Below are 13,496 nucleotides of genomic sequence, written 5' to 3' on the forward strand. Positions count from 1 at the left end.
GCCCCGACTCAATCGCCGTCCCGCGCAACGAGGAGGGAATATACATATCCACTCCAAATACGTCAATAGATTTTTACGTCTTTCTGAGAAAAAAGTATAACACTTGAAAAATACAACAATTCAGCCAACGCCCTTCCATTCAGCATTCTTATTGCACTCTCATTTTCCCTCTAGCCATACCACTCAATCGGGTACATACTATGAATCGGCCATCACTTTTGTGCTGACCAATTACCACCTGCTTAGGAGGCCTTACTGTTATGTTTCGCACTTTCCTTATCTTCTGCTTTATCACCCTGCTGTCTCTACAACTAACTGGATGCTTAGGCAGCAAAGATACCCCTTCCGGCCCAAGCGCTGCGGGTCAGGTAAATGCGGCTCTTGCTTCAGGAAAACCTGTACTCCTTGATTTCGGTGCGGATGGATGCCCATCTTGCGTCCAAATGAAACCGACAATATATCGTATTATTACTGAGTATAATGACAAGCTTCAAGTTGTTATGGTTGACACAAGTGTCGATCGTGAACTTTCTGCGGACTACAAGGTACGTGCGATACCAACGTATGTATTTGTTGCCCCGGATGGCAGTGAAGCTGGCAGACAAATGGGTTTTATTGACTCTAATATCTTCATTGACTATGTCGAAAGCTTTATCAAGCAGCACTCACCAATTACCGCAGCAAACTAAGCACCTCTATTTTCCCTTTCTATCTGAAACATCCACAACCNCCATATTTTTGCGAAAAATCACCACTCTTATTGACGAATACATTTCAATGCTTATGATGCACCGTTCATGTGACATCACAATATTTCCTCTTTGGAGACCGCACAATGACGGCCAAACCCTTAACCCCGATGATGCGCCAATACCTCGGCATCAAGCAAGATCACCCTGACACACTTCTCCTCTTTAGGATGGGTGATTTTTACGAACTATTTGGAGACGACGCCATTGTTGCTTCCGAAGTACTTGGCATTGCGGTCACTTCGCGCGATAAAGGTGAAGATAAACTACCCATGGCAGGCGTGCCACACCATGCTCTCGACAACTACCTCTACCGTTTAGTAAAAGCTGGTCATAAGGTTGCCATATGCGATCAACTCGAAGACCCCAAGCAAGCTAAAGGTATTGTAATGCGCGGCGTAACACGCATAGTTACTCCCGCAACCATATTAAATAGCGATGCACTTGACCCATCTGAAAACAACTTCCTTGCTGCACTGACAACAAATGGCAACGCACTGACGGCACTTCTTTGGGATCTTTCAACTGCCGATGTACGCCTACTCACTACGACAGCAGCAACATTTCAAGCTGACCTTGGCGTCTATCAAATAGCAGAATACATTACGCCCGACGAATCCCTAACCGCCTTCGCCCCACTGACAACCATCAGCCATGCCGTCATGGCACAAATCCCAGAGACTGACCTCTTACCTTCAGAACGGCGCGCCCTGAGCGCCGCCGCAAGCTACCTGAGCGCAACACAACTTCGTACGATTCTTCCTCATACCATCACGCGCGCCAATGCTGACACCACCATGATCATCGATACATCCACCGCACGCAATCTTGAGCTTTTCCAGAACAGCAATGGCGGACGCGAACATTCGCTTCTTTCCGTGCTCGACCGCACCCGCACTGCGATGGGAGGGCGGATGATTCGCGATTGGCTACGCGCACCACTCTGCAGCATACATCGCATTGAAGCACGCCATGATAGTGTTGAATACTTTCTTACAAACTACCCACTGACCAGCGCGATCCGCACTGCACTTCGTCAAATACATGACCTTGAACGGCTTATCAATCGAATGACTCTGCAACAACATCGCCCGCGCGATCTAGTCGCATTGCGCCAATCCCTCGTCGTACTCTCTGAAATCCGGGAACTTGGCAGCAACAGCGACCTCACGGCTTTGCTTGACGAAACTTTTGCTTCCATTATTGATTTCACGGCATTGCACGAGTTGCTTCATAGAGGGATCCTTGACGAACCCGCTTCTGTCTTACGACAAGGAAATGTCATCCGATCAGGCTATGACCAGCGGCTCGACGAACTTCGCAATATACGCGAAAATTCACGAGACACTATCTTACGCATGGAAGCTGGCGAAAAGGAACGCACCGGCATTAGCAGCTTGAAAATTCGTTACAACCGAGTATTCGGCTATTACATCGAAATTCCTAATTCGCAGCGCGATCGCGTTCCCGCGGAATACATTCGCAAACAAACCCTAGTGAATGCTGAACGCTATATCACACAATCAATTAAAGAACTAGAAGAGGAGATCCTTGCCGCCGAAGATCGACTCGCCCCATACGAAGAAGAGTTGTATCTTGCCATTTGCGAGCAGGTCACTCAATGGAGCGATCAAATTTTGCAAGCTGCCCAGAGCGTTGCCACCATTGACGTTCTTACCAACTTTGCTGAATTGGCCGCACAGCACCGCTACTGTCGTCCCATCATGTCGACTGATCCCATATTAAGCATTACTGGATTGCGCCATCCTGTCATCGAAACATTGAGTCATGAACCTTTTATAGCCAACGATGTCACGCTGAACCGTGACGACCAACAACTGATGATCCTTACCGGCCCAAACATGGCAGGGAAGTCTACCTACATGCGTCAATCTGCCCTCGCGGCCATCATGGCGCAAATGGGATCATTCGTAAGCGCACGCAGCGCCACCATCGGCCTGTGCGATCGAATCTTTACCCGTGTTGGCGCAAGCGATAATCTGGCAGAAGGGAAATCGACCTTCATGGTTGAAATGAGCGAGACTTCTACCATTCTGCGCCATTCAACTCCACGCAGCCTGATTATTATCGATGAGGTGGGGCGCGGAACCAGCACCTTTGATGGTATCTCTATTGCTTGGAGCGTTGCCGAATATTTGAGCCGCAATGGCACCATTGCCGCGCGTACCATGTTTGCAACCCATTTTCACGAACTCACTGATCTGGCTCGTGAAATTCCCGGCGTCTTCAATGCTCACATTTTAATTTCAGAAAAAGAAGGTCGATTAGTTTTCCTGCGTAAAGTCGCCCCTGGTGCAGCGCCAAAATCGTATGGCATTGAAGTTGCTCGACTTGCTGCGCTTCCAGATACTGTTGTCGAACGTGCCCAAGCAATATTAAAGAATCTTGAAGCAAGAGAATATAATATTGATGGGAAACCGGCTATTAGCCACATACCAACGAAACCACCACTTTTGTTTGGGCCGGCACTGTTTGATCCCGTTATTGATCGGATTGAAAACCTTGATATCGACGCCCTCACCCCGCGCGAAGCTCTCCAGCTACTGTACGAGCTTCAACGCGAAGTTCGGGGCGAGTAAAACTCGACCTTTACGAATCAGCTTCGGGACGTACCATTTTCCCTGGAATAACATAGGCATCAAACTCGTCGGACGTAAGCAACCCCAACTGTAACGCAGCCTCTTTAAGCGTTAACTGCTCCTTGTGAGCTGTTTTTGCGATTAAAGCGGCCTTATCGTACCCGATATGCGGATTGAGTGCGGTTACTAACATTAATGAGTTGTGTAAATGATGCTCAATACGATCCCGATCTGGCTCCAACCCGACCACACAATGATCGGCAAAAGAGACCATCGCATCCGACAACAATCGGACGCTTTGCAGAAAGTTATATATAATGAGGGGCTTAAAAACATTCAGCTCAAAATTTCCCTGCGACGCACCGAAAGCAATCGCCGTATCATTGGCGAATACTTGGCATGCCACCATCGTGACCATCTCTGACTGTGTTGGATTGACCTTGCCAGGCATAATGGAACTTCCTGGTTCGTTTTCTGGAATGGTAATTTCCCCAAGTCCACAACGCGGCCCACTAGCCAACCAACGAACATCATTGGCTATTTTCATAAGATTTGCCGCTAACCCTTTGTTAGCGCCACTCGCAAACGTTAAAGCATCGTGAGACGTCAACGAATGGAATTTATTCGGTGCCGAAATAAATTGCACCCCTGTCAGTTCAGTGAGCTTTTGTGATACAAGTTCGCCAAGACGAGGATGTGCATTTAACCCTGTTCCAACAGCGGTGCCACCAATAGCGAGCTCACGCAAATAGCGCAAAGCATCAATAATATGCTCACGGCTATGCTCCAACATGGAAACATACCCGCTCATTTCCTGTCCAAGCGTGATCGGCGTCGCGTCCTGCAAATGTGTACGCCCGATCTTCACAATTGAATCAAACGCATCTGACTTCTGCTGAAATATTACTCGCAAATGATCCAATGCTGGGAGTAGGCGCTGCTCTACTTCTAAAACAGCCGCAATGTGCATTGCCGTTGGAAAGGTATCGTTTGAGCTTTGCGACATATTTACATGGTCGTTCGGATGAATAAGCTTCTGCGTACGGAAGTTACCACCCAGTAGTTCCGTCGCTAGATTGGCAATCACCTCATTGACATTCATATTACTCTGGGTGCCGCTACCAGTTTGCCAGACAACCAGTGGAAACTGATCATCGTGCTGACCATCAAGCAGCGCCTGACATGCAGCTACAATAGCACGACACTTTTCGCTCTCTAACTTTTTAAGCTCATGATTAACAAGCGCAACGCTTTTCTTGAGCAGCACAAATGCGCGAATTACTTCCTGAGGCATACGCTCTTTGCCTACTGCAAAATTTTGCATACTGCGCTGTGTTTGCGCACCCCAGTAGGCATTCTCTGGAACTGCAATTTCCCCCATCGTATCCTTTTCAACTCTCGTAGCCATTGCCAACTCCTTTCAAGCTTGAGGTAAGCAATAAAAAAGCCGACCACTTGCATGATCGGCGAGTAAACAGTCATGTTCTTTCGAACCAAAAGGGAGCGTCACATACAAGCGACCAAGAAGCCTACTGCGACACCGTCGGCGCCACAGGGGCAAGCGGCTCACTTGGAGCGGTGGGAGACACTTCTAAAGCATCAGAAAACCGCTTAAGACTGGCCGGCCCGATGCCTTTCACACTTACCAAGTCATCAATACTGGCAAATGGACCGTTTGCTGCACGATACTCCACGATTGCTTCAGCTGTTTTCTGACCAATCCCCTTTACCGTCATCAAATCCTGTACCGTAGCCGTGTTAACATTCACTTTTGCCATTGCGACTGTAAACAAAGTCAAAAGCATGAAAATCACAAACAAAAATTTCATAAACACCCTCCATGAAGACATGAAAAAACAGTATCACGTGCTTCATAAAAAGTGAAATGGAAAATTTCGTTACATTAAAAAATATAATAGAGGCGGTAATTAAATAAATTTATTCGCTTTCCATACAACTTCAAAACAGTAGCAACCTTCACCCTCTTCACTCGTTACTGGCAGCGATACCGATTTGCCATCAAGGTTCGTTGAAATAAGCAGAGAAAGCCCACCAGCATTTGTCACCCGTCCTAAAAATGGTGCACCATTATGGTAGGTCAATGCGGGAACGCCATCAAGCAGCGGAAAGTTCACACGACGATTCAATAATACTAAGTCGCCACGGCGTAAAAGTGGCTGGAAATCTTCACTGTTGATACGAACCCAAAAGCACGACTCAGCTGGTTTTTCAATCCCTTGCGTCATCAATTGCGGTACTGGGAAGAAATCAATCGCGGCATTCGGTGAAGTATATGCTTCAGGTTGTGGAGAAAAGCCTTCAAAAACCGGCACGATTGCAAGATCAAGTCGCTCTTCAACTGGCAATTCCTTTTTTTCAATTGGCAATTGCGGATCAAATAATGCCGCCAAGTTGACATTCAACGCATCCGCTAATCTTTCAAGAATAAGGATATTAAGCTTCCGCTTTCCAGTCTCAATTTGACGAATGTACGATCCTTCGATCCCAACAGCCAAACCCAACTTTTCAGATGAAAGACGTTTACTTTTACGGATGATCCGGATTTTGCGGCCAATAATTTCTGAAATGTTCATAAAACCTCCTGTAGACAATAACTTCAATGCTCACATTGCAATAATACTTGCCACTAGCGAAAATACTTTTACCGCAAAAACACCACATATGCAACACAATTGCACAAAATAAACATAGCAATTAACACTATCAGTTGCACAATATAAGGACAAATAGGGATCTATCGTCACAATAAACCCAGCAAAACACTTAATGTACAGCTTTTACTAGAATCGAAGTTCACCATGAAAATCAAAAGATATTACTTCAACATATCGCGTGCTACTTGCTATCCGGATAGAGCGTGGATATACTTCTGCCTCTTGGCGCTTCGTGCGGCAAAGCATTTCTGGCAGGAGTATACAGCATGAGTCATGAACCGAATAAAATCATCTATTCAATGATGCGCGTCAGCAAAGCGTACAACAACAAACAAGTGATCAAAAACATCTCCCTGTCGTATTTCTACGGTGCCAAAATCGGTGTACTCGGGCTGAATGGTTCCGGGAAATCGTCGCTGTTGCGGATTATGGCTGGAGTTGACAAAGATTTTAACGGCGAAGCAGTTCTTTCGCCGGGTTATAGCGTCGGGTATCTGGAGCAGGAACCGCTGGTTGACTGCACAAAAACCGTACGCGAAGTCGTTGAAGAAGGGGTGCAGGAAACCGTCGATCTGCTGCGCGAATTTGAAGAAATTAACGCGGCGTTTGCCGATCCCGATGCTGATATGGAAAAGCTTTGCGATCGTCAAGCTAAAGTACAGGATAAACTCGACGCCCTCGAAGCGTGGGATCTTGATTCGCGCCTTGAAATGGCAATGGATGCGCTACGCTGCCCGCCGGGCGATGCTTCCGTCAGCGTGCTCTCTGGTGGCGAACGTCGCCGAGTGGCACTCTGCCGTTTGCTGCTGCAAAAACCGGATATCCTCCTGCTCGACGAACCGACGAACCACCTTGACGCCGAATCAGTCGCGTGGCTGGAGCACCACCTGCAAAGCTATCCCGGCACCATCATCGCAGTAACCCACGACCGGTATTTCCTCGATAACGTAGCCGGATGGATTCTGGAGCTAGATCGTGGCGAAGGAATTCCGTGGAAAGGGAACTATTCTTCGTGGCTTGATCAGAAACAGGAACGTCTGCGCCGTGAAGAAAAATCAGAATCCAACCGTCAAAAAACTCTTGAGCGCGAACTGGAATGGATTCGCATGAGCGCCAAAGGGCGTCACGCCAAAAGTCAGGCGCGTATCAGTGCGTATGAAAAACTGCTCGGCGAAGAGGGCGAAAAGCGCGCCAAAGATCTGGAACTCTATATCCCACCAGGACCACGCCTTGGCGATGTGGTTATTGATGCTGATAACCTCTCCAAAGCATACGGCGACCGTTTGCTGGTCGAAGGGCTTTCGTTTCAACTACCGCCGGGGGGTATTGTCGGGATTATCGGCCCGAACGGGGCGGGGAAATCGACCCTGTTCCGCATGATTACCGGCGCCGAAAAACCCGACAGTGGCACGATTCGCATTGGCGAAACCGTAAAGCTGGCCTACGTTGACCAGAGTCGTGAGCTTGACCCGAAAAAAAGCATCTGGGAAGAGATCACCGATGGGCAGGATCAGCTCAAACTCGGCTCACAACTCGTCAATTCACGCGCCTACGTCGCCCGTTTTAACTTTTCGGGCAGTGATCAACAAAAGAAAGTTTCGGAAATATCCGGTGGAGAACGCAACCGCGTACACTTGGCAAAAATGTTAAAAGAAGGGGCGAACGTCATTCTGCTCGATGAACCGACGAACGACCTTGACGTCAACACCATGCGTGCGCTCGAAGAAGCGCTGGAAAACTTTGCCGGTTGTGCTGTAGTCATCAGCCACGACCGCTGGTTCCTTGACCGTCTGGCAACGCATATCCTTGCCTTTGAAGGCGATAGCCGCGCAGTATGGTTTGAAGGAAACTATTCCGAATACGAAGCCGATCGCAAAAAACGCCTAGGCGGCGAAGCAGCCGTACCGAAACGAATCAAATATCGGCAATTGACGCGGTAGAAAAATTCACTCAACACAGTATCATCTTGCAAGGCTTATCAATGGGGCGAGACACTCGCCCCCTGTTGCACTTTGAAGCAGTTGCGATATTCCATAACTATCCATTTCAAAGGAGCACTGAGTGTCGCACGAAGAACGCCTTATCACCCCACAAACGCTCAGCGATGACCCGCAGGAGTATTCGCTGCGGCCAACGCGATTACATGAATACATTGGTCAAGCGCGGGTGAAAGAAAACATGGAAGTGTTCATCAATGCTGCCAAAGGGCGCGATGAGTCACTTGACCATATCCTTTTTTCCGGCCCTCCAGGACTGGGAAAAACCACGATTGCTAACATTATTGCGCAGGAAATGGGGGTTAACATCCGTTCTACGTCGGGGCCGGTGATTGAAAAATCAGCCGATCTGGCAGCGATTTTAACCAACCTACAAGCCGGCGACGTGCTCTTTATCGACGAAATTCACCGTATGAGCACAGCCATTGAAGAGGTGCTCTATCCTGCGATGGAGGATTTTCAGCTCGATATCGTGATTGGTCAGGGGCCGGCAGCGCGCAGTATTAAAATTGACCTGCCCCGCTTTACACTTATTGGCGCTACCACACGCGCAGGTTTACTGAGCGCGCCTTTTCGTGATCGTTTTGGCGTGCATAGTCGCTTGGAATTTTATTCAGCCGAAGAGTTGTTTGCGATTATTATCCGCTCAGCTCGGCTGTTGGCGATTCCGGTTGACGATGCTGGAGCAAAAGAGCTCGCACGCCGTTCGCGCGGCACACCGCGCATTGCAAATCGGTTACTGCGACGTGTGCGCGATTTTGCACAAATTGTTGGCCAAGGCGTTATTACCGAAGAAATTGCCCGGTATGCACTGGCAAAACTAGAAGTCGATAACGCTGGGCTTGATTATCTCGACCGTAAGCTTCTGCTCGCGCTTATTGAAAAATTTGACGGTGGCCCAGTCGGACTAGAGACGCTAGCGGCCTATGCCGCAGAAGAGAAAGGGACAATTGAAGATGTCTGCGAGCCGTATCTGATTCAGCAAGGACTGTTGCAGCGCACACCGCGTGGTCGCGTGGCGACGTTAGCGGCGTATCGCCATCTGGGAATTCCCTGCGATAAAACGCCAACAGCGCCGGCAGATCCGACGCTGTTTGACGAAAAATAAGGGTGTGATATCTCTCTGACAAAAACCCGCAAAGGGGACACCCATTGCTACGCCAATCGCAAAAACTCGGCAACCATTTTTTCAACTCCAACAGCCACTTCGCCAACCGATTGGCCAAGCATGTACGCAGGTGTGGTGACGACTTTATGGGCGGTGTCAATGCTGACGCCGTCCACGGGAAGGGCTTGGTGTTTGGCACCAGTTTTTTCAATCTCGGCAGCCGTGCCTTCATCTGTGCCAATAGTAACGGTAACGCCAGATGAACCAAGCACTTTAGCCAGCAAAGCGGGAGCGATACAGAGCCCGCCGATAACCTTTCCCGCTGCCGCAAAGTCGCGTAGCACCCGCTCAATGTCGGGGTTGACGCTGCACAACGCTCCATCGACGGCGAAAGTGCAAAGATTTTTTGCCACCCCAAATCCACCGGGAAAAATAATCCCATCAAACTGACTGGCATCGATAGTGGAAAGCTCCTGAACCGCGCCACGTGCAATACGCGCTGATTCAACTAACACATTGCGCGTTTCGCTCGTGACTTCCCCAGTCAGGTGATTGATGACATGCATCTGGTTGATGTTTGGGGCAGCGCATGTGACGCTTGCTCCACCGCGCTCAAGGGCAAGGAGTGTGAGAACGGCTTCTTGAATTTCGGCACCATCATAGACGCCGCAACCGGCAAGGACGACACAAATTTTCTTGTTAGCCATGAGTATACCTCCTGTTTTCTTGTTGGTTAGCGAATTACACACTGCCACCGCAACTACTGCGCGGGTGAGACGGACTCAGCATTTTCTTTGGCGGCTTCCGCTTTTTTGCGTGCCTGATAGAGCTGCATAAAGTTGACACTCGGTAGAGTAATTACGCCATATTCACTACGAAGCGTAAGGTTTGACACCATTTCACGGCTATAAGGAAGTAGTAGAGAAGGGCAGTTCACATTGAGGACTACCGCCATATCATCGGCATCATATTCTCCCTGTAGTGCAAAAATTCCAGAAATCACCACTTCAAGGACAAAAGGTGCCGTTTTTTCTTCAGTAAAAACCAGTGAGGTCACAAGGCTCACCTTGTAACGATTTTCGTCGTCGAGTTTGAGATGCGAGGTGTTAAAATTCATCTGCATTTCTTGCTGTCCGGTAACATCTTTGAGCTGATAACGTGGACGTGTGCGGTAGTTAACCCCTTCCAGTAATGTTCCGAGAAGATGAATGCCTCCGAGTGAACTCATGCGATAGACTCCTTTGTGTAGTATGCAAGTAGAATGTCATAAAACTGTGAATATGCGTATTTTGACTACTCGCGCGTCAATAACTGCGCACTGACAAGCCCGATGATAGTACGAATCTCTGGATTTGGTGAAAAAACATTCAGCGAATAAAACGTGTTTTTTCCGTCGCGACGCTCAATCAAATACCCTTCTTCACGCAATACTTTCAGGTGCGTGCTAATCGTAGGTTGACTGAGAGTAAATTCCCGCACCAAATCGCTGACACACCGTTCCCGTTGTTGCGACAATTTGGCAATAATTTGCAATCGTGTGGGATCACCGAGCGCCTTGTACATCTGAGCCATCGTCCGAACTGCTTTATCGTTCATTACTTTCCCCTTCAATATCCTCTATTAACGAGCATTACCCCTTATCGCGTTTCAGCATCTGGCGCAGTTCGACAATTTCTTCGAGCAGTGATTGAATATCATCACCCAACTCTGGATCAATCCCCGCATTGATATGGGCAGAAGCGCGCTGCACTCGAGGGATGAGTGAATTCACCCGTTGCTCAACCGCATCGGCCATGCCGTTCGGAACGAGGTTTGCCGGGTGACTTTCAATCAGTTGATTGATGTAATATGTGTGATCAAGGAAGTAGGAAACAAATTCTCCAAGAACATGGAAAATTCGCATATCCCCTTCTGAAAAATAGCTTGTATTGGGATGAGAAAAATTCATTGCACCCAAAAGTTCATCGCCGGAAATAAGAGGAACCGAAACCAATGAACCGACCATCACGCGTGCGTCGCGCCGAGGCGCAAAGCGCTTATCTTTTTCTACATCGGTTACAAAGGCAATTTCGCGATATTGCGCTACCCAACCAGTCACCCCTTCGCCGAAAGCAAACGTCGGAACTTCATCGCCAGACCCTTCAACCGCTTTGGCAACACGATCTTCACGTCGATACGTGGCGACTAAGCGCAAGCGACCTTGGTCGGGCAGAAATATCGATCCATTTTGGAAATCCATTTCACGACCAATAACCTGAAGAGCGCATTGGCAGGCGTCAGCCAGAGGCATAGGGTGATCGTAGAGTTGCAATAAACGAATAGAGCACGACAGAGCATTGACCATTTTATCATAATTGATCCGCAGGTCATTGAGCGAGCTGTACGCAATCCGCTTTTCCATCCCCATGAAATAAATTTTTTGCACCAACAGGCGGGTCTCTTTGTCGGCAATTAACGCCAATTCGCTTTTGGAAACTTTGTTGTCTAAGACTTGGCGGATCAGATGGATAAGTTCGCTATTTTCCATTATATAAGCTCCGATACAAGTGAAGTTACCTTTTCTGCCAAATTGCGGTGTGCTTCAATGAGACCAGCAGAAAAAGGCTCGTCGATACCGAGGAGGTCTAGCGCAACGGGATCTGGCGACCAAACAATTGTCGTCTGATAGAGGCTGGAGGCGATTTGGTGTGCAATGTCATTTGACAGTGCCGTTACCGCAATCAGGCTGGCATATCGACTGAATTCTTTTGGAATCTGACTTACCGTATGATGATAAGTAATGGCGGCCTGAATCCCAGCGGGAAGTTTCCACTTCGTGGCAATATACGAACCGGCCTCAGCGTGGTCGACACCGAATTCAGCCAGCTCAAGCCGGCATAACTCCTCTTCGCTTCCCTTCGATTCGGCAAGCATCTGCGAGTACTTTTCACGATCAACCAAAAACATCCCCATCTTGCCAATATCGTGCAGAATGCCGGCGACATAACCAAGGTCAGCAAAAGGTATCGCCAGCCTAGCGCCAATCGATTTCCCTAACACCGCGACACACAATGAATGCTCCCAAAAACTTTTCAGCCGTGTTTCGAGTTCTGGGTCGTTACTAATTACCTGTCCGGCAAAGGTACCCAGTACAAGCCCACTCAGCGAGTCCATACCAATGCGCATAATCGCATTTTGAACCGTCGTACATTCGGAACCGCGAGCATAAAAAGCACTATTGGCCATGCCAACCACTTTGCCGCTTAGGTTGGGATCAGTAGAAATAGAATTTGCAATTTTCTGGAAATTGGCTTTCGGGTCGCCCAACACTTCAATAATTTCGGCAATTACCCCTGACGGACTGGGGAAGGAATCGGTAACCTGAATAATCTCTGATAATCTACTCATGGGCAGCTCCCTGAAGGACATTGAGAAGTTTGTGTTTTAACTCTTGTGCTTCGCGGTAATATGGTGAAGCAGGAATGACCTGATCAAACCAGTCAACAAGACTCCGTATTTGATGCGGTTCAATATCGGTCACGGTCGCTTGCTCCAAGACATGCTCCAAATCAGCCGAAGCAATTTTATAGGCCAACTCAGAGCGAAGCAAACGGGTTGTTTCATCAGGCTCTTCGATCTTCCCTAACACGGAAAAGGCCATGCGCCAGTCATCACGATGGTAATAGCGGCGAGCTTCTTGGCGGTACACATCGGGTGCTCGCTTTTTTGCCAGTTCAATTTTTTGGTTCGCAAGGAGCGCCAAATGCTCTACTCGTTCGAGATTACCAAGCCCTTTTTTTGAAACCTCTTGGAGAACCTTTAACGAAATCTGCGCCAACTCTATCGCTTGATTGATTTCGCCTTGATCGATCACGGTGTCGACGCGCCGTAAAACCTCTTCTACTGAATCACTCGCGCGTTCTGTTGTCAGTGCAAAATAGGCATTACGTCGCATGACAATAGCATTGCGGTTATAATTATCCGCCTGTACTGCTTGATCAAGCAATTCATGCGCACGCGCATAATTCCCCTGATCGTACTCCAGCATCCCTTCGCGAGCCAACACATACGAGGTGCTGGTCGCAAAGTAATGCCACGTTCCATAAATAAGGACTACCCCAAGCAGTATCATAACAATGATTCGCTTCATAAGTTCAACTCCATGCTACGCGATAATACCAATATTATTGAAAATATCCTATATTTTTTTAGAATCACGCGCAGGATTATTGCAACACATTGACACTATCTCCATGAACTACCGAAACCGTCTCAAAGAATATTACGAATACGTTGTTAGAATTTTTCCTCTTTTCGCGCCGCACAAGACTTTACTGATATCCACACATGATAATCTCAGTCTTAGAGATGTGAATCATTACTTGTTC

13 protein-coding genes are annotated in these 13,496 nt (G+C 48.2%); 4 read left to right on the forward strand and 9 right to left on the reverse strand.

From position 1 onward, the window contains the following. The first annotated feature begins 260 nt into the window (after nucleotides 1–260). The gene (locus P304_RS13155) at nucleotides 261–689 is read left to right on the forward strand and encodes a thioredoxin family protein (protein ID WP_051321258.1); all 429 of its coding nucleotides are present in this window, start codon (nucleotides 261–263) and stop codon (nucleotides 687–689) included. Nucleotides 690–835: 146 nt separating this feature from the next. Further along, entirely contained in the window at nucleotides 836–3,349 is a 2,514-nt protein-coding gene (gene mutS, locus P304_RS0100010) for a DNA mismatch repair protein MutS (protein WP_027388865.1), read from the forward strand. 10 nt (nucleotides 3,350–3,359) lie between these two features. Here the strand turns inward: mutS and fumC are convergent, their stop codons facing one another. The 3 genes from fumC to P304_RS15745 all read right to left on the reverse strand — a co-directional run bounded on the left by fumC (nucleotide 3,360) and on the right by P304_RS15745 (nucleotide 5,943). Continuing rightward, the gene (gene fumC, locus P304_RS0100015; protein WP_027388866.1) at nucleotides 3,360–4,757 is read right to left on the reverse strand and encodes a class II fumarate hydratase; all 1,398 of its coding nucleotides are present in this window, start codon (nucleotides 4,755–4,757) and stop codon (nucleotides 3,360–3,362) included. A 121-nt stretch (nucleotides 4,758–4,878) separates the two neighbouring features. Then, nucleotides 4,879–5,178, reverse strand: coding sequence for a ComEA family DNA-binding protein (locus tag P304_RS0100020; RefSeq protein WP_027388867.1), 300 nt, complete (start codon nucleotides 5,176–5,178; stop codon nucleotides 4,879–4,881). 99 nt (nucleotides 5,179–5,277) lie between these two features. Beyond that, the gene (locus P304_RS15745) at nucleotides 5,278–5,943 is read right to left on the reverse strand and encodes a helix-turn-helix domain-containing protein (RefSeq protein ID WP_051321259.1); all 666 of its coding nucleotides are present in this window, start codon (nucleotides 5,941–5,943) and stop codon (nucleotides 5,278–5,280) included. Nucleotides 5,944–6,290: 347 nt separating this feature from the next. Here P304_RS15745 and ettA point away from each other — a divergent pair, with 347 nt between their 5' ends. Next, nucleotides 6,291–7,964 (forward strand): energy-dependent translational throttle protein EttA, encoded by a 1,674-nt coding sequence (gene ettA, locus P304_RS0100030; RefSeq protein WP_027388868.1) that lies wholly within the window; start codon nucleotides 6,291–6,293, stop codon nucleotides 7,962–7,964. 121 nt (nucleotides 7,965–8,085) lie between these two features. Next, nucleotides 8,086–9,129, forward strand: a complete 1,044-nt coding sequence (gene ruvB, locus P304_RS0100035; protein WP_027388869.1) for a Holliday junction branch migration DNA helicase RuvB — start codon at nucleotides 8,086–8,088, stop codon at nucleotides 9,127–9,129. Between the two features lie 47 nt (nucleotides 9,130–9,176). Here the strand turns inward: ruvB and elbB are convergent, their stop codons facing one another. The 6 genes from elbB to P304_RS0100065 form a co-directional block, all read right to left on the reverse strand. Next, nucleotides 9,177–9,836, reverse strand: coding sequence for an isoprenoid biosynthesis glyoxalase ElbB (elbB, locus tag P304_RS0100040; protein WP_027388870.1), 660 nt, complete (start codon nucleotides 9,834–9,836; stop codon nucleotides 9,177–9,179). A 53-nt stretch (nucleotides 9,837–9,889) separates the two neighbouring features. After that, on the reverse strand, nucleotides 9,890–10,357 hold the full coding sequence (locus tag P304_RS0100045) for a protein-export chaperone SecB (RefSeq protein ID WP_027388871.1): 468 nt from the start codon (nucleotides 10,355–10,357) through the stop codon (nucleotides 9,890–9,892). Between the two features lie 65 nt (nucleotides 10,358–10,422). After that, entirely contained in the window at nucleotides 10,423–10,725 is a 303-nt protein-coding gene (locus P304_RS0100050) for an ArsR/SmtB family transcription factor (RefSeq protein ID WP_027388872.1), read from the reverse strand. A 34-nt stretch (nucleotides 10,726–10,759) separates the two neighbouring features. Further along, on the reverse strand, nucleotides 10,760–11,656 hold the full coding sequence (locus P304_RS0100055) for a GAF domain-containing protein (RefSeq protein WP_027388873.1): 897 nt from the start codon (nucleotides 11,654–11,656) through the stop codon (nucleotides 10,760–10,762). After that, the gene (locus P304_RS0100060) at nucleotides 11,656–12,516 is read right to left on the reverse strand and encodes an HDOD domain-containing protein (protein ID WP_027388874.1); all 861 of its coding nucleotides are present in this window, start codon (nucleotides 12,514–12,516) and stop codon (nucleotides 11,656–11,658) included. The genes P304_RS0100055 and P304_RS0100060 overlap by 1 nt, the downstream gene beginning before the upstream one ends. Continuing rightward, complete coding sequence (locus P304_RS0100065) at nucleotides 12,509–13,258, reverse strand: hypothetical protein (protein ID WP_027388875.1); 750 nt, start codon at nucleotides 13,256–13,258, stop codon at nucleotides 12,509–12,511. The genes P304_RS0100060 and P304_RS0100065 overlap by 8 nt, the downstream gene beginning before the upstream one ends. Nucleotides 13,259–13,496: the final 238 nt, after the last annotated feature.

The organism is Chrysiogenes arsenatis DSM 11915 (genome assembly GCF_000469585.1).
GTDB lineage: Bacteria > Chrysiogenota > Chrysiogenetes > Chrysiogenales > Chrysiogenaceae > Chrysiogenes > Chrysiogenes arsenatis.